This is a genomic window from Curvibacter soli (assembly GCF_029211125.1).
GTDB lineage: Bacteria > Pseudomonadota > Gammaproteobacteria > Burkholderiales > Burkholderiaceae_C > Curvibacter_A > Curvibacter_A soli.
This window is the reverse complement of the sequence record NZ_JARGEN010000083.1, coordinates 16,340-36,903: the sequence shown is the minus strand read 5'-3', so window position 1 is coordinate 36,903 and position 20,564 is coordinate 16,340. Positions and strand designations below refer to the sequence as shown.

General features: G+C 66.3%; 18 protein-coding genes and 1 tRNA gene. 11 read left to right on the top strand and 8 right to left on the bottom strand.

From position 1 onward, the window contains the following. The first annotated feature begins 206 nt into the window (after positions 1–206). Positions 207–965 carry a Nif3-like dinuclear metal center hexameric protein gene (locus tag PY257_RS15975; RefSeq protein WP_275743613.1) on the top strand — a complete coding sequence of 253 codons (759 nt, stop codon included), beginning with the start codon at positions 207–209 and terminating at the stop codon, positions 963–965. A gap of 12 nt (positions 966–977) precedes the next feature. Here PY257_RS15975 and mscL read toward each other — a convergent pair whose 3' ends face one another. Then, entirely contained in the window at positions 978–1,409 is a 432-nt protein-coding gene (gene mscL / locus PY257_RS15970) for a large conductance mechanosensitive channel protein MscL (RefSeq protein ID WP_275743611.1), read from the bottom strand. Positions 1,410–1,573: 164 nt separating this feature from the next. Here mscL and petA point away from each other — a divergent pair, with 164 nt between their 5' ends. The 8 genes from petA (at position 1,574) to PY257_RS15930 (ending at position 8,043) form a co-directional block, all read left to right on the top strand. Then, positions 1,574–2,188 carry a ubiquinol-cytochrome c reductase iron-sulfur subunit gene (petA, locus tag PY257_RS15965; protein ID WP_275743609.1) on the top strand — a complete coding sequence of 205 codons (615 nt, stop codon included), beginning with the start codon at positions 1,574–1,576 and terminating at the stop codon, positions 2,186–2,188. 12 nt (positions 2,189–2,200) lie between these two features. Continuing rightward, a complete protein-coding gene (locus PY257_RS15960) occupies positions 2,201–3,610 on the top strand; it encodes a cytochrome b (protein ID WP_275743607.1) in 1,410 nt (469 codons plus the stop codon). A gap of 21 nt (positions 3,611–3,631) precedes the next feature. After that, the gene (locus tag PY257_RS15955) at positions 3,632–4,393 is read left to right on the top strand and encodes a cytochrome c1 (protein WP_275743604.1); all 762 of its coding nucleotides are present in this window, start codon (positions 3,632–3,634) and stop codon (positions 4,391–4,393) included. Between the two features lie 105 nt (positions 4,394–4,498). Then, a complete protein-coding gene (locus PY257_RS15950) occupies positions 4,499–5,110 on the top strand; it encodes a glutathione S-transferase N-terminal domain-containing protein (RefSeq protein ID WP_275743602.1) in 612 nt (203 codons plus the stop codon). Positions 5,111–5,134: 24 nt separating this feature from the next. Then, on the top strand, positions 5,135–5,638 hold the full coding sequence (locus PY257_RS15945) for a ClpXP protease specificity-enhancing factor (RefSeq protein ID WP_275743600.1): 504 nt from the start codon (positions 5,135–5,137) through the stop codon (positions 5,636–5,638). A 39-nt stretch (positions 5,639–5,677) separates the two neighbouring features. Beyond that, a tRNA-Thr gene (locus PY257_RS15940) sits at positions 5,678–5,753 on the top strand. A gap of 24 nt (positions 5,754–5,777) precedes the next feature. Then, entirely contained in the window at positions 5,778–6,320 is a 543-nt protein-coding gene (locus PY257_RS15935) for a disulfide bond formation protein B (RefSeq protein WP_275743617.1), read from the top strand. A 73-nt stretch (positions 6,321–6,393) separates the two neighbouring features. Further along, positions 6,394–8,043, top strand: coding sequence for an HD family phosphohydrolase (locus PY257_RS15930; protein WP_275743598.1), 1,650 nt, complete (start codon positions 6,394–6,396; stop codon positions 8,041–8,043). A 77-nt stretch (positions 8,044–8,120) separates the two neighbouring features. Here PY257_RS15930 and argA read toward each other — a convergent pair whose 3' ends face one another. Next, a complete protein-coding gene (argA, locus tag PY257_RS15925) occupies positions 8,121–9,470 on the bottom strand; it encodes an amino-acid N-acetyltransferase (RefSeq protein WP_275743596.1) in 1,350 nt (449 codons plus the stop codon). Positions 9,471–9,652: 182 nt separating this feature from the next. On the opposite strand from argA, the gene hrpA reads away from it, so the two are divergent. Further along, a complete protein-coding gene (gene hrpA / locus PY257_RS15920; RefSeq protein WP_419095732.1) occupies positions 9,653–13,573 on the top strand; it encodes an ATP-dependent RNA helicase HrpA in 3,921 nt (1,306 codons plus the stop codon). 596 nt (positions 13,574–14,169) lie between these two features. Here the strand turns inward: hrpA and PY257_RS15915 are convergent. From PY257_RS15915 to PY257_RS15905, 3 genes are read right to left on the bottom strand one after another with little or no spacing between them, the layout of a single operon-like run. Continuing rightward, a complete protein-coding gene (locus PY257_RS15915) occupies positions 14,170–14,601 on the bottom strand; it encodes a VOC family protein (RefSeq protein WP_275743592.1) in 432 nt (143 codons plus the stop codon). Next, complete coding sequence (locus PY257_RS15910; protein WP_275743590.1) at positions 14,598–15,572, bottom strand: isopenicillin N synthase family dioxygenase; 975 nt, start codon at positions 15,570–15,572, stop codon at positions 14,598–14,600. Before PY257_RS15910 ends, PY257_RS15915 begins: the two co-directional genes overlap by 4 nt. 14 nt (positions 15,573–15,586) lie before the next feature. Beyond that, positions 15,587–16,624 (bottom strand): ABC transporter substrate-binding protein, encoded by a 1,038-nt coding sequence (locus PY257_RS15905; RefSeq protein WP_275743588.1) that lies wholly within the window; start codon positions 16,622–16,624, stop codon positions 15,587–15,589. Between the two features lie 594 nt (positions 16,625–17,218). Here PY257_RS15905 and PY257_RS15900 point away from each other — a divergent pair. Continuing rightward, a complete protein-coding gene (locus PY257_RS15900; protein ID WP_275743586.1) occupies positions 17,219–18,220 on the top strand; it encodes an isopenicillin N synthase family dioxygenase in 1,002 nt (333 codons plus the stop codon). Positions 18,221–18,286: 66 nt separating this feature from the next. Here PY257_RS15900 and PY257_RS15895 read toward each other — a convergent pair whose 3' ends face one another. The 3 genes from PY257_RS15895 to PY257_RS15885 form a co-directional block, all read right to left on the bottom strand. Further along, the gene (locus PY257_RS15895; protein ID WP_275743584.1) at positions 18,287–18,760 is read right to left on the bottom strand and encodes a C40 family peptidase; all 474 of its coding nucleotides are present in this window, start codon (positions 18,758–18,760) and stop codon (positions 18,287–18,289) included. A 140-nt stretch (positions 18,761–18,900) separates the two neighbouring features. Next, positions 18,901–19,677, bottom strand: a complete 777-nt coding sequence (locus PY257_RS15890; protein WP_275743582.1) for an ABC transporter permease — start codon at positions 19,675–19,677, stop codon at positions 18,901–18,903. Between the two features lie 16 nt (positions 19,678–19,693). Beyond that, the gene (locus PY257_RS15885; protein ID WP_275743580.1) at positions 19,694–20,527 is read right to left on the bottom strand and encodes an ABC transporter ATP-binding protein; all 834 of its coding nucleotides are present in this window, start codon (positions 20,525–20,527) and stop codon (positions 19,694–19,696) included. Positions 20,528–20,564 lie beyond the last annotated feature (37 nt).

Below are 20,564 nucleotides of genomic sequence, written 5' to 3'. Positions count from 1 at the left end.
TTCGTTGCTCTCAGACTACTTGCGTCAGGAACTCAGAAGTCCATCGCTCTCCATGGCTTTTGCGTAAGTCCTACAATTGATGAATTTGCTCGTTATCTATTGAGGCCATATTAATTCCATGATTGTGGTGTGGTTTCTGGATTTTGATGGCCCAACATGACTGACTTGTGACGCCCGTTGGCGCTGCCGGCTGAGACAATGCGCACATGACCACCCGCCAGGAACTGCTCGCCGCCTTCGACGATCTGCTGGAGCCCGCGCGCTTCAAGGACTACGGCCCCAATGGACTGCAGGTCGAGGGGCGGGAGCGCGTCGCGCGCATCATCTCGGGCGTGACCGCCAGCCGGGCGCTGATCGAGGCTGCCATCCACCACGAGGCCGACGCCATCTTCGTCCACCATGGCCTGTTCTGGCGCGGCCAGAGCGGCTGCGTGACGGGCTGGATGAAGCAGCGTCTGCAACTGCTGCTGGCGCACGACATCAACCTCTACGCCTACCACCTGCCGCTCGATTCTCACCCGGTGCTGGGCAACAACGCCCAGCTCGGGCTGCAACTGGGGCTGGCGACCGAGGCGCGTTTCGGCGATCAGTCGCTGGGCTTCATCGGCAGTCGCCCGGACGGTAGCGCGTTCGCCGGCGCCAGGGCGCTGGCGCAGCATGTGGAATATGTATTAAAAAGGCCTGTAGCGCTTATAGATACTGCGCTGAAAGCTATTAATAAGGTAGCATGGTGCACAGGCGGCGCACAGGGCTATTTCGAAGCCGCCATCGCTGCGGGCGCGGATGCGTTCATCACGGGCGAGATATCCGAGCCTCAGGCCCACTACGCGCGCGAGACGGGCGTGGCCTTCATCGCGGCGGGCCACCATGCAACCGAGCGCTATGGCGCGCCCGCCGTGGCCGCGCACATGGCCGACCGGCTGGGGCTGGCGCACCAGTTCATCGACATCGACAACCCGGCCTGAAGGTCGCGGCCTTCACTGCTTCCTGAGGCTGTCGCGGATCTCGCGCAGCAGCACGATGTCTTCGGCAGGTGCGGCAGGGGCTTGCGGCGCTGCGGGCGCTTGGCGCTTGAGGCGGTTGATTTGCTTGACCATGATGAAGATGATGAAGGCCAGGATCAGGAAGTTGACCGCCACCGTGATGAAGTTGCCGTAGGCGAACACAGGTACACCGGCCTTGCGCAGTGCGTCGAGCGTGTGGGGCACGCCTGCGGGGGCTTCGCCCAGCACGACGAAGAGGTTGGAGAAATCCAGCTTGCCGAACACCATGCCGACCACCGGCATGATGAGGTCGCTGACGACCGAGTCGACGATTTTGCCGAAGGCTCCACCGATGATGACCCCGATGGCCAGGTCGATGACGTTGCCTTTGACTGCGAATTCCTTGAATTCCTGGAGCATGCCCATGTGGTTTTCTCTTTTCGGAAAGTGGTGCGTGGCGTTTATTTTCACCGGTATTGCTTTGGCGCAAGAGGGCTTGCACGGCATTGAGCCATGAATAGTCCCTCCGCTACAATCGTCTATTGACCCGAACGCACAAAGAGACTTAGTTAGAGGAAGAGGACCCCCACATGAGTGATACCTCCGCTGGTACGCAGCGTATCGACCCCAGCAAGAGAACATGGCTGATCGCGTCGGGCTGTGCGGGCGCTGTGGGCGCCGGCTTCACGGCTGTGCCCTTCATCAGCAGCTTTCAGCCGTCGGAAAAAGCCAAGGCCGCCGGCATGCCGGTCGAGGTGGACATCTCCTCGCTCAGGCCCGGCGAGAAGATGACGGTCGAATGGCGCGGCAAGCCCGTGTGGATCATCAAGCGCACGCCCGAGCAACTCGCCGAGTTGCCCAAGCTCGACGGCCAGTTGGCCGATCCCAAGTCCGAACGCCATCCCGACGAGTTCACGCCCGAATATGCGCGCAACGAAGGCCGTTCCATCAAGCCTGAGGTGCTCGTGGTGGTGGGCATCTGCACGCATCTGGGCTGCTCGCCGACCGACAAGTTCCAGCCCGGCCCGCAGCCGTCACTGCCCGCCGACTGGCAGGGCGGCTTCCTCTGCCCCTGCCATGGCTCCACCTTCGACATGGCGGGTCGCGTGTTCAAGAACAAGCCCGCACCGGACAACCTGCCGGTGCCGCCCCATATGTACGTGTCCGATACGCGCCTGCGGATCGGCGAAGACAAGCAGGCTTGAGCGAGACAAGACATGGCTGAATACAAGGACATCTCTCCCAACGCCCCCGTGAGCGCCAAGCTGCTCAACTGGGTTGACAACCGCTTTCCGCTCTCCAAGCTCTACAAGGAGCACATGAGCGAGTACTACGCGCCGAAGAACTTCAACTTCTGGTACGTGTTCGGCTCGCTGGCGCTGCTGGTGCTGGTGCTGCAGATCGTCACCGGCATCTTCCTCGTGATGCACTACAAGCCCGATGCCACCCTGGCCTTCGCGTCGGTCGAGTACATCATGCGCGACGTGCCCTGGGGCTGGCTGATCCGCTACATGCACTCCACGGGCGCCTCGGCGTTCTTCATCGTGGTGTACTTGCACATGTTCCGCGGGCTGCTCTACGGCAGCTACCGCAAGCCGCGCGAGCTGGTCTGGATCTTCGGCTGTGCGATCTTCCTGTGCCTGATGGCCGAGGCCTTCATGGGCTACCTGCTGCCCTGGGGCCAGATGAGCTACTGGGGCGCGCAGGTGATCGTGAATCTGTTCTCGGCCATTCCTTTCATCGGCCCGGACCTGGCGCTGCTGATCCGCGGCGACTACGTGGTGAGCGATGCCACGCTGAACCGCTTCTTCAGCTTCCATGTGATCGCCGTGCCGTTGGTGCTGCTGGGTCTGGTGGTGGCGCACATCATCGCGCTGCACGAGGTGGGGTCCAACAACCCCGATGGCGTGGAGATCAAGGGTCCCAAGGCGCCCAAGGATGCGCATGGCCATCCGCTGGACGGCATACCGTTCCATCCGTACTACACGGTGCATGACATCTTCGGCGTCAGCATGTTCCTGATGGTGTTCAGCGCCATCATCTTCTTCGCGCCCGAGGCCGGCGGCTATTTCCTCGAATACAACAACTTCATTCCGGCCGACCCGCTGGTGACGCCGCTGCACATTGCGCCTGTCTGGTACTTCACGCCGTTTTATTCCATGCTGCGTGCCATCACCAGCGAGATGATGTATGCACTGATCGCCTGCGTGCTGTTGGGGGCCTTCCTCGGCGTGGTCAAGGCCCGTCTGCCCGGGTTCCTCAAGGGTGGCATTGTCATTGCCGCGGCGGTGGCGGTACTGCTCATGCTGTCGATCGACGCCAAGTTCTGGGGCGTGGTGGTGATGGGTGGTGCCGTGATCATCCTGTTCTTCCTGCCATGGCTGGACAACTGTGCAGTGAAGTCCATCCGGTATCGTCCAGGCTGGCACAAGTACCTGTATGGCATCTTCGTGATCAATTTTCTGATTCTGGGTTACCTGGGCGTGCAGCCGCCATCGCCTGTGGGTGAGCGCGTTTCGCAGGTCGGCACGCTGTTCTATTTCGGTTTCTTCCTGCTGATGCCATGGTGGAGCCGCATTGGCGCAACCAGGCCAGTGCCTGACCGTGTCAACTTCACTGCGCATTGAGCCCTGGAGGTAATAGCAACAATGAAGAAACTCATCCTTACATTGGTAGCCGCGCTGGGCCTGGCGGCTGGTGCCGTGCATGCCGCCGGTGCCAACACCATTGCCTGGGACAAGGCACCCAACAAGACCAACGACCTGGCCTCGCTGCAAAATGGCGCCAAGGTGTTTGTGAACTATTGCCTGAGCTGCCACTCGGCCGCGTTCATGCGCTTCAACCGCCTGCGCGACATTGGCCTGACCGAGCAGCAGATCAAGGACAACCTTCTGTTCACCACTGATAAGGTCGGTGAAACCATGAAGGCGTCCATCGATCCCAAGCAGGTCAAGGAATGGTTCGGTGCCAACCCGCCCGACCTGACCGTGATCGCCCGCTCGCGTGCAGGTGCCGGCGGCACGGGTGCTGACTACCTTTACACGTTCCTGCGCACGTTCTACCGTGACGAAACCAAGGCCACCGGCTGGAACAATCTGCTTTTTCAGAACGTGGGCATGCCCCATGTGCTGTGGGAGCTGCAAGGTGATCGCCGTCCGGTTTTCGAGGCGCATGAAAGCCACGGCCAAACGACCCAGGTTTTCAAGGGCTGGGAGCAAGTCGCCCCTGGCTCCATGACGCCCCTGCAGTTTGATCAAACCATTGGCGATCTTGTGAACTACTTGCAGTGGATGGGCGAGCCGGCGCAGAACATCCGCGTGCGCGTGGGGGTCTGGGTGCTGATCTTCCTCGGCCTGTTCACGGGCATTGCCTGGCGGTTGAACGCTGCTTATTGGAAAGACGTGAAGTAGTCCCCATCTACCTCGCCGCATCGCCGCGCCCACGGGCGCGGACCAACTGCAGAGTGGGCGTGCAAACCGCGCCCACTCTTTTTGATTTTTTAGGAGCCTCCCGCCATGATGGTGCTTTATTCAGGAACGACTTGCCCCTTTTCCCACCGTTGCCGGTTTGTGCTGTTCGAAAAGGGCATGGATTTCGAGATCCGCGACGTCGACCTCTACAACAAGCCCGAAGACATCAGCGTGATGAACCCCTACGGCCAAGTGCCCATTCTGGTCGAGCGCGACCTGATCCTGTACGAGTCGAACATCATCAACGAGTACATCGACGAGCGCTTCCCGCACCCGCAACTCATGCCTGGCGACCCGGTGGACCGCGCCCGCGTGCGCTTGTTCCTGCTGAACTTCGAGAAGGAGCTGTTCGTGCACGTCAGTACGCTCGAGAACCGTGCAACCAAGGGCAACGAAAAGGCGCTGGAGAAAGCACGCTCGCACATCCGCGACCGCCTGACGCAACTGGCGCCCATATTCCTGAAGAACAAGTACATGCTCGGCGAGAACTTCTCCATGCTCGACGTGGCCATCGCGCCGCTGCTCTGGCGCCTGGACTACTACAGCATCGAACTGAGCAAGAACGCCGCGCCCCTGCTCAAGTACGCCGAGCGCATCTTCTCGCGCCCGGCCTACATCGAGGCGCTCACGCCGTCCGAGAAGGTGATGCGCAAGTAAGCGCCCGGCGCGGTAGTTCCTCCCATGAATGCGCTCGAATCTCCGTCGACACGGCCGTACCTGATACGCGCCCTGTACGAATGGTGCACCGACAATGGCTTCACGCCCTACGTCGCGGTACTCGCGGACGACACCGTGCAGGTGCCGCGCGAATATGTGAAGGATGGTGAGATCGTCCTCAACATCAGCTTCGACGCCACGAGCGCGCTCAAACTCGGCAACGAGTTCATCGAGTTCAGGGCGCGGTTCGCCGGCACGGCGCGTGAAATCATCGTGCCCGTGAACCGTGTCGTGGCCATCTATGCGCGCGAGAACGGCCAGGGCATGGCTTTCCCCACCGCCGCGCCCAGCGGCGCGCAGGAGGCGCCCCCGCGTGCGGGAGCCCAGGGTGGCGCATCTTCCGTCGCCGAGGAGCCCCGCGTCGTGCAGCTCGTCACATCCGATACGGCAGCCGCCGAGGACGGCGACCCCCCGCGCCCGCCTTCGCCGGTCGGCGGCCCACGGCCTTCGCTCAAGCGCATCAAATAGGGCCGTAGCCACGCGGGGCGCCGCTAAAATAACCTGATTGCCGCTTTAGCTCAGTTGGTAGAGCACCCGCCTTGTAAGCGGTAGGTCGTCAGTTCGATTCCGACAAGCGGCACCATTCATCATCTTGGATAGTTGCGTGTTGTTGCTGAACTGGTTCGATACGGCGCCCCGGCGCATCCTGGCGCTGGTCTGCGCCGCCTGCGTGGCCATGCTGGCGTTCGGCCTGTACCTGCAGCATGTGGTGGGCCTGGAGCCTTGCCCCATGTGCATCGTGCAGCGCTATGCGTTAGTGCTGGTGGCCTTGTTCACGGGCGTCGCCAGTGCTTTTGGCACGCGTGCGGCGTGCCTGCTGGGCAGCTTCCTGGCGCTGCTGGCGGCGGGCTTTGGCGGTTTCGTGGCCGCGCGCCAGAGCTGGTTGCAGTGGTACCCGCCCGAAGTCGTGTCGTGCGGGCGCGACTTCTACGGCATGATCGAAACCTTCCCGTTGCAGCGGGCCATTCCGATGATCTTCAAGGGCGGCGGCGATTGCGCGAAGGTGGACTGGACCTTCCTCGGCGGCTCCATCGCCAACTGGTCGTTCGTCTGTTTCGCCGTCTTCGCCGTCGTGTTTCTGGCTCTGCTGGCACGGCAGGCGCGCGCGGCGCGGTTTGCGCGCGGCCACGCGCTCGCCCGCGCGGGGTGAACAGATTCTGAATCCGCGGGCCGGCTGCGGGTAGCATCGCGGTTTCTGACATGCGGGGACGCTGGAGGAGCCCATGGACACGACCGCGCACGCGGCAGACGGATTGCTGGACCGCCTGGAGCAACTCCACCAGATCGGCATTGCGCTGTCGCGCGAGCGTGACACGGGCCGCCTGCTCGAATCCATCCTGCTGGCCGCCATGCGCATTACCCGCGCCGACGGCGGCACGCTCTACCGCGTGACGGACGACGCGCAGGCGCTGCGCTTCGAGATCATGCATACCGATTCGCTGGGCCTGGCGCTCGGCGGCGCGCAGGCAGGGCCGGTGCCCTTCGCCCCGCTGCCGCTCTACCGCTCCGACGGCGCACCCAACGACAGCCTGGTGGCGGCCTACGCGGTCATTCACGATCGCACCATCAACATCGCCGACGCCTACCAGCACGAGGCGTTCGATTTCTCGGGCACGCGCGCCTTCGATGCGCGCACGGGCTACCGCTCGCGTTCGTTCCTGACCGTGCCGATGAAGAACCATGAAGGCACCTGCATCGGCGTGCTGCAGCTCATCAACGCGCAGCCGCCCGGCGCAGCGGAGAAGGGCGGAGCCGCCGCCGTGGAGTTCTCCACCTCCGACCAGCGGCTGGCCGAGTCGCTGGCGTCGCAGGCCGCCATAGCCATCAGCAACCGCCAGCTCATCGAGCAGCTCGAAGTCCTGTTCGAGTCCTTCATCAGCCTCATCAACCTCGCCATCGACGAGAAGTCGCCCTACACCGGCGGGCACTGCCAGCGCGTGCCGGTGCTCACGATGCTGCTGGCCGAGGCCGCCGACGCCACGGACCAGGGGCCGCTGTCGGACTTCCGCATGAGCGGGCGCGACCGCTACGAGCTCAAGATCGCCGGCCTGCTGCACGACTGCGGCAAGATCACCACGCCCGTGCACGTGGTGGACAAGGCCACCAAGCTGCAGACCCTCTACGACCGCATCGGCCTGATCGACACCCGCTTCGAGGTACTCCGGCGCGATGCCGAGATCGCCGCGCTGCGCCGCCAGCTCGCACTGCGGCCCGTGGCTGACGCGCGGGCCGAGGCCGCCGCCGAGCAGGAGATGCAGACCGTGCTGCACGCCATCGAGCGCGACCGCGACTTCCTGCGCATGGTGAACCTGGGCGCCGAGTCGATGGCCGACGCGCAACTGGATCGCGTGCGCGACATCGCCCAGCGTCACCGCTGGCGCGGCCCGGACGGCGCCGAGCAGCCTTTCCTGACGGATGACGAGCTGGAAAACCTCAGCATCCGCGCCGGCACGCTGACCCAGCGCGAGCGCGAAATCATCAACCACCATATCGTCGCCACCATCAAGATGCTGGAGCAACTCCCCTGGCCCAGCCACCTGCGCAACGTGCCCGAGTACGCGGGCGGCCACCACGAGCGCATGGACGGCAAGGGCTACCCCAGGGGCCTGACGCGCGAGCAGATGTCATGGCAAGCCCGCATGATGGGTATCGCCGACATTTTCGAGGCACTGACCGCCGTGGATCGGCCCTACAAGTCCGGCATGACGCTTTCGTGCGCCCTGGGCATCATGCGCAAGTTCAAGCACGGCGGGCACATCGACGCGGACCTGTTCGATGTGTTCGTGCGCTGCGGTGTGTACCTGGAATACGCGCAGCAGTTCCTGGAGCCGTGGCAGATCGATGCCGTGGACGAGCAGGCGCTGCTGGCGTAGGTTTACATATAAAAACAGCCTCCAGCGCTTTGTAAATCTGCGCAGTATGCTATCAAAAAGGTAGCTGAAATGCAGTCTTATGCGAGCTTCTTGACCAGCACCTGGCTCTTGCGGTCCCAGTTGTACTTGCGCAGCCGCGCCTGCGGCAGCCACTCGGGCGGCACGGGCTCGAAGCCGCGCTTGAGGAACCAGTGCATGGTGCGCGTGGTGAGCACGAAGATGCTGTCGAAGCCCTGCGACCGCGCGCGCTGCTCGATGCGCTTGAGGAGCTTCTCGCCGTCGCCCTGGCCCTGCGACAGCGGCGAGACGGTGAGCGCGGCCATCTCGGCGGTGTGCGCCTCGGGGTGGGGGTGGAAGGCGGCGCAGCCGAAGATCACGCCGTCGTGCTCGATGATGGTGTAGTTGCCGATGTCGCTCTCGATCTCGGTGCGGCTCCTCTTGACCAGCGTGCCGTCGCGCTCGAACGGCTCGATGAGCTGCAAGATGCCGCCCACGTCGTCGGCCGTGGCCTCGCGCAGGTTTTCGAGTTTTTCATCGACCACCATGGTGCCGATGCCGTCGTGCACGTAGAACTCCAGCAGCAGCGAGCCATCCACCGCGAAGGGCACGATGTGGCTGCGCTCCACGCCGGCCTTGCAGGCTTTCACGCAGTGCTGGAGGTAGAACGCCGTGTCGCTCGGCTGCTGCGGCGCGGGCGACTGGCGCAGCAGCGCCTCGGCGGCTTCCAGGGGCAGTTCGGTATCGACGGGGTTGTCGTCGCCCTCGGGCTCGCCGGGGCGCAAGCGGATGCCGGAGATCTCGGTCACGAATACCAGCTTGTCGGCCTTCAGCGCAATGGCCACGCTGGTGGCCACTTCTTCCATGGTCAGGTTGAAGGCTTCGCCCGTGGGCGAGAAGCCGAAGGGCGAGAGCAGCACCAGCGCGCCCATGTCCAGCGTGCGCTTGATGCCCCCCGCGTCCACCTTGCGTACCAGCCCGGAGTGCTGGAAGTCCACCCCATCCACGATGCCAACGGGTCGCGCGGTGAGGAAGTTGCCCGAGATCACGCGCACCGTGGCGCCGGCCATGGGCGTGTTGGGCAGGCCCATGCTGAAGGCCGCCTCGATCTCGTAGCGCAGCTGGCCCGCGGCCTCCTGCGCGCAGTCGAGCGCCACCTCGTCGGTGATGCGCATGCCGTGCGAATAGCGCGCCTCGTGCCCCTTGGCGCGCAACTGCTCGTTGACCTGCGGGCGAAAGCCGTGGACGAGCACGATGCGCACGCCCATGCTCTGCACCAGTGCAATGTCCTGTGCCAGCGCCTGCAGCTTGCCGGCGGCGATGGCCTCGCCGCAGACGCCGAGCACGAAGGTCTGGTTGCGGAACTTGTGGATGTAGGGCGCGACCGAGCGGAACCAGGGCACGAAGGTGAAGTTGAATACGGCGGACATGCGCGTGGTGCGTCGCGGAGAGCGGCGGGCAAAGCAGTGTGGGGTGGGCCAGCGGGGCTGGGATAATTGCGGATTCTCTACCAAGTAAGCCCTTGTCCGCTCCCGTCCTGGCCCATCCTCTGCAAATCACGTTCCCCCAATTGCTGCCCGTATCGGCACGGCGCGACGAAATCGCCGCCGCCATGGCCGCCCACCAGGTCATCATCGTCTGCGGCGAAACCGGCTCGGGCAAGACCACCCAGTTGCCCAAGATCGCGCTCGCCATGGGGCGCGGCAGGCTCAACGCGCGGCCCGGCGAGCGGGGCCGCCTGATCGGCCACACGCAGCCGCGCCGCATCGCCGCCAGCTCGGTCGCCAAGCGCATCGCCGAGGAGCTTCAGACGCCGCTTGGCGCGGTGGTGGGCTACAAGGTGCGGTTCCAGGACCGGCTGTCGAAGGATGCCTCGGTCAAGCTCATGACCGACGGCATCCTGCTGGCCGAGACGCAGACCGACCCGCTGCTGCAAGCCTACGACACCCTCATCATCGACGAGGCGCACGAGCGCAGCCTGAACATCGACTTCCTGCTCGGCTATCTGCGCGAGATATTGCCGCGCCGGCCCGATTTGAAGGTGATCGTGACGTCGGCGACCATCGACGCAGAGCGGTTCGCCAGGCATTTCGAATCGGCCAAGGGCCCGGCACCGGTCATCTATGTCTCGGGCCGCACCTACCCGGTGGAGCAGCGTTACCGCCCGTTCGAGGAGGCGCGCGACTATGGGCTCAACGAGGCCATCGCCGACGCGGTGGACGAGCTCTGGCAGGATCCGCGCCAGGCGGGCGACATCCTGGTGTTCCTGCCCGGCGAGCGCGAGATCCGCGAGGCCGCCGACCACCTGCGCGGCCACCTGGCGCACCAGCCGGTATTGCGCAGCGCCGAAGTGCTGCCGCTGTTCGCCCGGCTGTCGCAGGCCGAGCAGGACCGCATCTTCGACGGCCACACCGGCAGGCGCATCGTGCTGGCGACCAACGTGGCCGAGACGTCACTCACCGTTCCAGGCATCCGATACGTCATCGACGCAGGAACGGCGCGCGTGAAGCGCTACAGTTACCGTAGCAAGGTGGAGCAGTTGCTGGTCGAGCCCGTGAGCCAGGCGGCGGCCAACCAGCGCGCCGGACGCTGCGGGCGCGTGGCCGACGGCATCTGCATCCGGCTCTACGGCGAGGACGATTTCAACGCCCGTCCGCGCTTTACCGACCCCGAAATCCTGCGCTCGTCGCTCGCCGGCGTGATCCTGCGCATGAAGTCGCTGCACCTGGGCGACGTGGCGCAGTTCCCGTTCATCGATCCGCCTTCGGGCCGCGCCGTCGCCGACGGCTACCAACTGCTCAACGAACTCGGCGCGGTGGACGATGCCAACGAACTCACGCCCATGGGCGCGGAGCTGGCGCGCCTGCCGCTGGACCCGCGCGTGGGCCGCATGATCGTGGAGGCGCGCGAGCGCGGCGCGCTGGCCGAGGTGCTGGTGATCGCCAGCGCGCTCAGCGTGCAGGACGTGCGCGACCGCCCGCTGGAGGCGCAGGCCCAGGCCGACCAGGCCCACGCCAAGTTCGACGACGAGAAGAGCGAGTTCAGCGGCTACCTCACGCTGTGGCAGTGGCTGCACGACGCGCGCGGCGGCGAGCACGGCCCCCACATTGCCACGACGCGACGCGAAATGGATGCGCGGCACGGAGGAGGGGCGCGGCGAAAGGCCGCGGCGGCGGTGCTGCCCATCGCGCAGCGTGTGGTCGCTGCGCCGGTATCCGAGCCGGAGCCCGCCGCGCCGACCCACAAGCTCAGCAACCGCCAGTACGAGCAACTGCTGCGCCATAACTACATCAGCGTGCGCCGCCTGCGCGAGTGGCGCGACATCCACTCGCAACTGCTCACCGTGGTGAACGAGCAGAAGTGGAAGCTCAACACCCAGCCCGCCGGCTACGAGGCACTGCACAAGTCCATGCTCGCTGGCCTGCTGGGCAACATCGGCTGCAAGCCCGATGATGAAGACCTGTACCTGGGCGCGCGCGGCATCAAGTTCCACCGCCACCCCGGTGCGCACCTGCGCCGCAAGCCGGGCCGCTGGATCGTCTGCGCCGAACTGGTGGAGACCACGCGCCTGTTTGGCCGCGGCATCGCCGCCATCGAGCCGCAGTGGCTCGAAGAGGTAGGCGGCCATCTGCTGAAGAAGCAACTGCTTGATCCGCACTGGGAGAAGAAGGCCGCCGCGGTGGTGGCGCTGGAGCGCGCCACGCTCTACGGCCTGGTGATCTACAACAACCGCCGCCGGCCCTACGACCTCGTGGACCTGCCCGGCGCGCGCGAGATTTTCATCCGCGAGGCGCTGGTAGCGGGCGAGTGGGACACCAAATTGCCCTTCCTGGCTGCCAACCGCAAGCTGATTCGCCAGGTGGAAGAGCTGGAGCACAAGTCGCGCCGCCAGGATGTGCTGGTGGACGACGAGCTGATCTACGCCTTCTACGACCGGCACCTGCCCGCCGACGTGGCCAGCGGCCGCAGCTTCGAGCACTGGTGGCGCGAGGCCAGCCGCGCGCAGCCCGGCCTGCTGCTGCTCACGCGCGACGAACTGATGCGCCACGAGGCCGCGGGCATCACCACCGGCGCCTTTCCGCGCACCGTGCGGCTGGGCGGCGTGGACTGCGCGGCCAGCTACCTGCACGCGCCCGGCGACGCCAAGGACGGCCTGAGCGTCACGGTGCCGCTGTTCGTGCTCAACCAGGTTGCCGAAGAGCGCTGCGAATGGCTGGTGCCCGGCATGCTGAAGGACAAGGTGCAGGCGCTGCTCAAGAGCCTGCCGCAGAAGCCCCGCGCGCGCCTGGTGCCGCTGCCCGAAAGCGCCGCGCGCATGGCTGACATGCTGGCCGCGCCCGAGCGGTTCGGCCACGGTGCGCTGGCCGACGCGTTGCTGCGGCTGGTGCGCGAGGTCACGCAGCTCGACGTGAAGCGCACGGACTTCAAGCCCGACATGCTGCAGCCGCACCTGTTCATGCACATCCGCGTGGTGGACGAGCATGGCCGCCAACTGGGCGCGGGCCGTTCCTTGAGCGCACTGAAGGCCGAACTCGGCGCACAGGCGCGTGGCGCATTCCAGGCACTGGCGGGTCTGCGGGTGGCGCCGGGCCAGGGGGAATCCAAGCAAAATCGGCCCCTGGCGCAGGAAGAACAAGCGCGTGCAGCTATCAAAACAGGAGCGAATGCCGCATCGGCGGCAGCCGAGCAGCGCTACACCGCCTGGACTTTCGGCGCGCTGCCCGAACTCATGGAAATCCGCAAGGGCGGGCAGACGCTGATCGGCTTTCCGGCGCTGATCGACGGCGGCGACGCCGTGGCCATCGAGGTCTTCGACGAGCCCGATGTGGCAGCGGCGCGCCACCGCGGCGGCCTGCGGCGCCTGTTCGCGCTGCAGATCAGGGACGCGCTGAAGTACTTGGAAAAGAACATTCCCGACCTGCAGAAGATGGCCGTCGCCTACATGCCGCTGGGCAGCCAGGAGGAATTGCGCGCGCAGATCATCGACGTGGCGCTGGAGCGCGCCTTTCTGCTGGAGCCGCTCCCCGCCACCGAAGCAGAGTTCAAGCGCCGCGTGGAAGATGGCCGCGGTCGCCTGACCCTGATCGCGGGCGAGGTCGCCCGCCTGGCCGCCGGCATCCTGACCGAGTACACCGCCGCCGCCCGCAAGATCAAGGACACCAAGGGCCAGCCCGACGCCGCCGCCGACGCGCTGCAGCAACTGCAGCGGCTGATGCCCAAGAACTTCATCGCCGCCACGCCGTGGCCCGCGCTGCAGCACTTCGCGCGCTACCTGAAGGCGATCGTGCTGCGGCTCGACAAACTGCGCGCCGACCCCGCGCGCGACACCGCTCGCCTGGCCGAACTGCGGCTGCAGGAGCAGCGCTACTGGCGCCTGGTGGCCGAGCGCAAGGGCGTGGTGGACGAGCGCATGCAGGAGTTCCGCTGGCTGCTCGAAGAACTGCGCGTGAGCCTCTTTGCGCAGGAGCTGCGCACGCCGCAGCCGGTGAGCGTGAAGCGGCTCGACAAGGCGTGGGCACTCCTTGGTGCCTGATCCGCAGGGGCCGGCATGTACGGCTCGCTGTACGGTACGGTTGCAGGCACCGATGCGATGCGGAGCGCGCATCTTGTTGCTGACCCGGATATTTCACCGTACCCCGCCCAAAAACGAGGACGGCATTGCCCATGTGTGCCGGTTCATGCTCTCGATGCGTGGCGGCATGGCGCCGGGCAGCCTGCTGACGGGCGCCACGGCCCACGGTGTACTTGCCGGGTGTGCGCGATGCGGTGTTGCTGGGCGGAGCCATCGCCGTACTGGCGCACCTGGCAATCGGGTGCGTAGGTTAACCTGGAAACAGCAGTTGACCGCTTTGTATCCCTTGCCAGGCCGCATGAAATCGAGCGTTCACGGCTTCGATGGCGTTCACCTCATGGGTGAGAGCGCTATGCACCTGCCAGCACCGCGCTCGGGGCGCCATGCGGCGTTGCTCCTCCTTGCGGGCATGAGCCCGCCGCGTCGTCGCGTCTTGCCTGGCACCCCGATCACGGCACCGGCAGGCGCATCCAACTGCCGTTTCCAGGGTTAAAGATGCCCCTCACGGGCAGCGCACCGTGAAGGAGCGAGCAGCCGTGGTCTGGGCACGTTCTTTCTCAGCGCGGCGGCGCAGCGGGAGCCGCCCCGTCGGGCAACTGCTGCACGCTGACGCGGAATACGTGGCCTTCCGGGTCGTGCAGCACGGCCTGCCATTGGCCGTAGTAGGTGGCATACGGCGCTTTCACCACGCCGCCACCCAATGCCGGTGCGCCCACCGTGGCGGCATCCACCGCGGCGGGCGAATCAAGCATGAAAGTCGCGTAGGCGGTAACGGGTGCCAGCCCCGCGTCCGGCGCGGGCTGGCGCTCCGCCAGGCCCAGCAGCGCGTAGGCGGGCAGGGCGTTGAAGCCGAACTGCACGCCCTCCGATGCGAGCGCGCGGTAGATCGGCGAGCGGCTCGCCACGGCCTCGGGCCAGCCGAGCAGGTCGGCGTAGAAGCGCATCTGCGCCTGCACGTCGCGGCAGAACAGGTTGAACCAGAGCTTCATGCCATCGCCGCTCCAGCGTTTCCGAGTCCGTAGGTCTTGCGGTACATGTCGCGCAGGTGCTCGCCCACGGTGCAGGCTTCGTAGCGCGGCGCCGCGCCCGGCAGCACGCAGGTGGGCACGGGCTCCACGCGCGCTTCGTAGTCGGGGCTGTAGAAGAACGGGATCGAGTAGCGCGGCGCGCCGTGGCTGTGGAGGTTGCGCACGCGGTGCGGGTTGGAGTGGTAGCGTCCGTTGGTCCAGCGCGGGATCATGTCGCCGAGGTTGACGACGAAGCTGCCCTCCATCGGCGGCGCCGCCACCCAGGCGCCGCCGGGCATGCAGACTTCCAGCCCGCCGAGCGCGTCCTGCGCCAGGATGGTGATGGCGCCCCAGTCGGTGTGCGCGCCCGCGCCGAAGGTGCGCTCGTCGGCGTCGCGCGGGTGCGGCGGGTAGCGCAGCAGGCGCAGCGTGACCATGGGGTTGCCGTGCGTGTGGTCGAAGTAGCCTTCGGGCAGGTCGAGCGACAGGGCCATGAGCTGCATGAGCCGCTGCGCCAGCGCGAGCAGCGCGGCGGTGTAGGCGGCGCACTGCGCGGCCATCTCCGGCAGCGCGGCGGGCCATTGGTTGCTGCCGTAGGAGTGGTAGCCGCGCCGCACGTAGGGGTGGTCGGGCGCGTATTCCAGGCCGCAGTAGAAGCTTTCCTTCAGGTCGGGCCGCGCGCCGGCGCCGAGCGTCTGCGCGCCGATGGCCTCGTAGCCGCGCATGGAGGGCGAGCGGTGCAGGTCGATGGCCTGCTTGTCGGCCAGCGGCAGCTCGAAGAAGCGCCGCGCGAGGGCGTACTGCGCCTCTGCCAGCGCGGCAGGCACGCCGTGGTTGCGCACGTAGAAGAAGCCCGAGGCCGTGCCCGCCGCGCGCACCTGCGCGGCCACGGCGGCGCTGCGCGCGCCGCCGGGCGCGAGGGCGTCGGCCAGGTCGATGACGGGGATGGACATGCCCGCTCCCTGGCTCATGCCTTGAGCTTGCGGTCGGCGGGCGCGGGCAGGAAGGCGTCGGTCCAGATGTCGGCCACGGCGGGCTTGCCCTTCAGGCCGAAGGCGTCCACTGTCTCGTCGATGGTGGCCTGCAATCGCGCGGGCGTGGCGGCGCCCCAGCCGTCGCGGCGCGTGTCGGGCGTGTCCATGGTGCCGGTGGCGATGAGCTTCAGGCGCTCGAACTCGATGTCTTCGTTGGCCAGTGGCTCGCGCGCCTTCACGGCGGCGGCGCCGGCCCGGGGATCGGCCATGGCTTCGGTCCAGCCGCGCGTGGATGCCTTGACGAACGCCTTCATCGCGTCGGCGTGCTCCTCCGTGCTTTTGGGGTTGGCGACGAAGCCGTTGCCGTAGGACTTCATGCCGTACTCGGAGTAGCGGAACATGGTGATTTGCTCCGGCCCCATGCCGCGCGCCTTCAGGTTGAGCAGGCCGGTGAAGAAGAAGTACGCGGCGGCGTCGAAGTCGCCCTTGACGAAGCGCGTGTCGCCGATGTCGGGCGCCACGTTCTCCCACTTCACGCCCGAGGGGTCGAAGCCCTGCGCCTTGGCGAAGGCCGGAAACAGCTTGCGCGAGGCGTTGAACGGCTGTCCGAGGATGGACTTGCCGGCCAGGTCGGCGGGCTTCCTGATCGGGCCGTCCTTGCGCACCAGGATGGCGTTGGGGTTCAGGTCGTACATGATGGCCACGGCCTTGAGCGCCGCAGCGGGGTTGTTGGCGTTGAACTCGATCATCGTCGCCAGGTCGGCGCTGGCACAGTCGTAGGCGCCGCTGCCCACGAGGCTGATCGCGGCGGCCGAGCCGTTGCCGGTGTCGATGGCCACGTCCAGCCCCGCGTCCTTGTAGTAGCCGCGCTGCTGCGCGAGCAGGAAGCCGGCGGCCGTGGCCTCCACCTTCCAGCCGAGGTTGAACTTGAACTTGTGCAGCGAGCCTTGGGCGCGCACGAACGGCGTGGCGGCCAGCAAGGTGGTGGCGCCGGCGGCGGCACGCAGAAGGGAACGGCGTTGCAGGGACATGGGCACTCCATTGCGGACGGTTGGCATGCCGGCGCGAGCCTGGAGCCGCAGGCCGCGCCGGAGGGATCGATCCGCACGCCGCAAGGCCAAAAGCGCAGGCTGCCCTGTGGGGCGCGGCCGACTCTTGAAGACACAGGCCCCCCGCACCCCGGAAGGCATGGGTGCGCATGCATGGCCTGCTGCGTGCTTCAAGAGCAATTTCCGGGCGGCGGGGAACCGCTGAACGCTTCTACTCTTCGCCTGGGATTAAGCATGATCCATGCCACTGCGCAGGCAGTATTGCGCACCATGCGCGAGCTGTTTGTGTACAAAAATGGTGCGCGTCCGCCGCGTTGCAGGCGAAACGGCATGGCCCGGAACTTGCGCGGGAAAAAGCCGAGAGTAGAAGCGTTCACCAGCCGTGTGCATGCCCGCATGCGCCGGCCGGCCGGGAATTGCTCTTGAAGCCCGGCGCCTCTTCCAAGAGGCGCGCCAGGCGGCTTTCAGGCAGTACACGGTCCCGGCGCTTGCTCGCATGCCGGCTTGTTTCTTCCTGGCGTCTTCCTGTCGCGGGCTTTGCGCCACAACGCTTGCACGTCTTTTCAGGAGAACACCATGTCCCAGGCAGCCGCCGCCTCCCACGAACTGTCCGAACTCGCCAAGGAATCGCGCATGGGCGCGATGGGTTCGGTCACCACCGCGCGCGAAGTGCGCCGCATCGACCTTGGCGACTTCGACCGCCGCAAGGCCGAGATCGCTGACCAGCTATGGGACGCGGCGGTGGATGTCGGCTTCTTCCAGTTGGCCAACCACGGCATCGACCTGGCCCGCATGCGCGGCGCGTTCGCCATGGCCGAGCGCTTCTTCGCCCTGCCCGAGGCCGTGAAGGCGCAGTACCCGCTGAAGAAAGCGCTCAACGCCGGCTGGGAAAGCCGCGCCCAGGTACGCCCCTCCACCGGCACGCCCGATCAGAAGGAGAGCTACCAGATCACGCGCCCGCACATGGACGGGCTGTGGCCCACGGAAGACGAGCTTGCGGGCTTTCAAGCCGCCATGCTCGACTTCGAGGCGCGAAGCTGGCAGGTGGCGATGCGCGTGCTCTCGTGCTTCGCGCTCAAGCTCGGTTTCGACAGCGGCTTTTTCACCCGCGCGCACGACCCGGCCCGGCCCAGCTACCAGAGCACGCTGCGCCTGCTGCACTACTACGCCATCGCGCCGGAGGCGCAGACCCAGATCGACCTGTGGCGCGCCGGCGCGCACACCGACTTCGACTGCCTCACGCTGCTCTACCAGCGCCAGGGCCAGGGTGGCCTGGAGGTTCTGCCCGGCAAGGAGATGGAGACCCAGGCCTGGACGCCCGTGCCGCCGGACGAGGACGCCATCACCTGCAACATCGGCGACATGCTGATGCGCTGGAGCGACGACCAACTGCCCAGCAACTTCCACCGCGTGAAGAACCCGCTGCCCGGCGATTACATGGGCCCGCGCTACAGCATCGCCTTCTTCGCCCAGGCCAACCGCGATGCCGTCATCGAGGGCCCGGGCAGGAAGTACCCGGCCATCACGGCGGGCGACTACCTGAACCAGCGCGTGGCGGCGAACTTCAAGGGCTATTGAAGTTCCAAGCAAAAAGTGGCCGCAGCGCTTTATATACGGGCGAAAGCAGCTATATTTTCAGGAGCGTCAGGGCCGGCGGAAGGCCACCGCCTGCCGCGCCCAGTAACCGATGTTCAGCCGGTCCAGCCGCACCTCGCCACCCGTGGAAGGCGCATGCACGAAGCGCCCGTCACCCACATAGATGCCCGCGTGCGTGGGCTGGCCCGCGCCAAAAATCACCAGGTCGCCGGTGCGCAGCGCGGTGGCATCCACGGGTTCGCCGAAGCCGCTGAGCTGCGCCACGGTGCGCGGCGGCGCCAGCCCGGCGCGGTTCTTGTACACGTAGCCGATCAGCCCGCTGCAGTCGAAGCCGCCCGCCGGCGTGTTGCCGCCATAGCGGTAGGGCGTGCCCACCAGGCCGAGCGCATGGATGGCGATGTCGCTCGACTGGTCGGGCGTGAGGCGCGAATAGGCCGGCTGGCGCGCGGGCGGCGCGCTGCCGCAGCCCGTGAGCAGCAGGAGGGCGGATGACAGGGCCAGGCCGACAAAGAGTGTGCGCATGGTCGAATAGGCCGCCAGCGCTTTTTCCACCAGCGCGGGCAGCTACAAGAAGTATAGCTAACGACGCAGGCTGGCGCTGCGACCGCCACGCCACGCGCTCCGCCGGGCAGGGCCAGGGCCAAGCGGAGGCGGTGGGGGCTTCACTCGCCCTGCGAGCCCCTCCGCGCCCAGGCCGTGGTGTGCTTTTCCACCAGGCTGAACAGCTCGTACATCACCATGGCCATCGCGCCCACCACCATCAGGCCGGCGAAGGCCAGGCCCATCTGCATCGACGAGCCGGCGGAAATCAGCAGGTAGCCGATGCCCTCGTTGGCGGCGGTCATCTCCGACACCGTGGTGCCGACGAAGGCCAGGGTGATCGCCACTTTCAGCGAGCCGTAGAAGTAGGGCAGCGAGCGCGGCAGGCCGATCTTCACCAGCACGTCCCAGCGCTTGGCGCCCAGCACGCGCAGCACGTCCTCCAACTCGGGCTCCAGCGTGGCCAGCCCGGTGGCGATGTTCACCATGATGGGAAAGAAGCTGATGAGGAACGCCGTGAGGATGGCCGGCCCCACGCCGATGCCGAACCACACCACCAGGATCGGCACGAAGGCGGCCTTGGGCAATGCGTTGAAGGCCGTCATCAGCGGGTACACCGCCGCGTAGGCCAGGCGCGAGGAGCCGATCACGAAGCCCAGCAGCACCCCCACCACGATGGCAATGCCGAAGCCCGCCATGGTCACCCAGAAGGTGCGCCATGCATGGCCTGCGATGACCCACTTGAACTCGACCAGTTGGGTCCAGATGCGCCACGGGCTGGGGAAGATGAATTCCGACACCTCGAAGGCGCTGCAGACGATCTGCCAGATGATGAGCACGGCGACCAGCAGGATCCAGGGCGACCAGCGCTCAACCTGCTTGCGTTGTTGGTTGTTCATGGTGTGTTGCGCCTCGTCACTGGTGGATGGCCGCGCCACTCTTGCGCATGGCGCCGATGTGGCCGCGCAGTTCCAGCACGATGTCGGTGAATTCCTTGGTATAGGTGATTTCCAGCTCGCGTGGGCGCGGCAGGTCGATTTCGCGTTTGACCACGAAGCGCCCGGGGCTCTTGCTCATCACGTACACGGTGTCGGCCAGGAACACGCTCTCGCGCAGGTCGTGCGTGACCAGGATGACGTTGAACTTCTGCTCGGTCCACAGGTCGCGCAGGATGCACCACAGCTCTTCGCGCGTGAAGGCGTCGAGCGCGCCGAACGGCTCGTCGAGCAGCAGCATCTTCGGCTCGTGGACCAGCGCGCGGCAAATGCTGGCGCGCTGCTGCATGCCGCCCGAGAGCTGCCAGGGGTATTTGTCCTCATAGCCGCCCAGGCCCACCTTCTGCAGCAGCTTGCGGGCGCGCTCCTCGTACTCCTTGCGCTTGTGCTTGAAGCTGGAGCGGTAGGGCTCGACGATCTCCAGCGGCAGCAGCACGTTGTCCACCGTGGTGCGCCAGGGAAGAAGAGACGGCGACTGGAACGCCATGCCCGATATCTTGAGCGGCCCGGTGACGGGCTGGCCATCGATGAGGATCCGGCCCATCGAGGGCATCTTCAGCCCCGTGGTGAGCTTCATGAAGGTGGACTTGCCGCAGCCCGAGGGGCCGACGATGGCGATGAACTCGCCCTCGCGCACCTGCAGGTCGATGCCTTCGACGGCGAAGTGGTTCTGCGCCAGCAGTTCGTCGTTGTAGGCCAGCCAGACATCGCGGAAATCCACGAAGTAGGGCGGTGGGTCGGGGGGTGCTTGCATGGCGGTCCTGTGGCGAAAAAACCTGCCCACCTGCCTG

What these genes read in the sequence shown, in the direction of transcription:
- PY257_RS15910 (WP_275743590.1), bottom strand. Translation starts at nt 15,572, where the DNA reads ATGTCCATCCCCGTCATCGACCTGGCCGACGCCCTCGCGCCCGGCGGC.
- PY257_RS15975 (WP_275743613.1), top strand. Translation starts at nt 207, where the DNA reads ATGACCACCCGCCAGGAACTGCTCGCCGCCTTCGACGATCTGCTGGAG.
- PY257_RS15890 (WP_275743582.1), bottom strand. Translation starts at nt 19,677, where the DNA reads ATGAACAACCAACAACGCAAGCAGGTTGAGCGCTGGTCGCCCTGGATC.
- PY257_RS15900 (WP_275743586.1), top strand. Translation starts at nt 17,219, where the DNA reads ATGTCCCAGGCAGCCGCCGCCTCCCACGAACTGTCCGAACTCGCCAAG.
- petA (WP_275743609.1), top strand. Translation starts at nt 1,574, where the DNA reads ATGAGTGATACCTCCGCTGGTACGCAGCGTATCGACCCCAGCAAGAGA.
- PY257_RS15960 (WP_275743607.1), top strand. Translation starts at nt 2,201, where the DNA reads ATGGCTGAATACAAGGACATCTCTCCCAACGCCCCCGTGAGCGCCAAG.
- PY257_RS15950 (WP_275743602.1), top strand. Translation starts at nt 4,499, where the DNA reads ATGATGGTGCTTTATTCAGGAACGACTTGCCCCTTTTCCCACCGTTGC.
- argA (WP_275743596.1), bottom strand. Translation starts at nt 9,470, where the DNA reads ATGTCCGCCGTATTCAACTTCACCTTCGTGCCCTGGTTCCGCTCGGTC.
- PY257_RS15930 (WP_275743598.1), top strand. Translation starts at nt 6,394, where the DNA reads ATGGACACGACCGCGCACGCGGCAGACGGATTGCTGGACCGCCTGGAG.
- PY257_RS15905 (WP_275743588.1), bottom strand. Translation starts at nt 16,624, where the DNA reads ATGTCCCTGCAACGCCGTTCCCTTCTGCGTGCCGCCGCCGGCGCCACC.
- PY257_RS15915 (WP_275743592.1), bottom strand. Translation starts at nt 14,601, where the DNA reads ATGAAGCTCTGGTTCAACCTGTTCTGCCGCGACGTGCAGGCGCAGATG.
- PY257_RS15945 (WP_275743600.1), top strand. Translation starts at nt 5,135, where the DNA reads ATGAATGCGCTCGAATCTCCGTCGACACGGCCGTACCTGATACGCGCC.
- PY257_RS15955 (WP_275743604.1), top strand. Translation starts at nt 3,632, where the DNA reads ATGAAGAAACTCATCCTTACATTGGTAGCCGCGCTGGGCCTGGCGGCT.
- PY257_RS15895 (WP_275743584.1), bottom strand. Translation starts at nt 18,760, where the DNA reads ATGCGCACACTCTTTGTCGGCCTGGCCCTGTCATCCGCCCTCCTGCTG.
- PY257_RS15885 (WP_275743580.1), bottom strand. Translation starts at nt 20,527, where the DNA reads ATGCAAGCACCCCCCGACCCACCGCCCTACTTCGTGGATTTCCGCGAT.
- mscL (WP_275743611.1), bottom strand. Translation starts at nt 1,409, where the DNA reads ATGGGCATGCTCCAGGAATTCAAGGAATTCGCAGTCAAAGGCAACGTC.
- hrpA (WP_419095732.1), top strand. Translation starts at nt 9,653, where the DNA reads ATGGCCGCCCACCAGGTCATCATCGTCTGCGGCGAAACCGGCTCGGGC.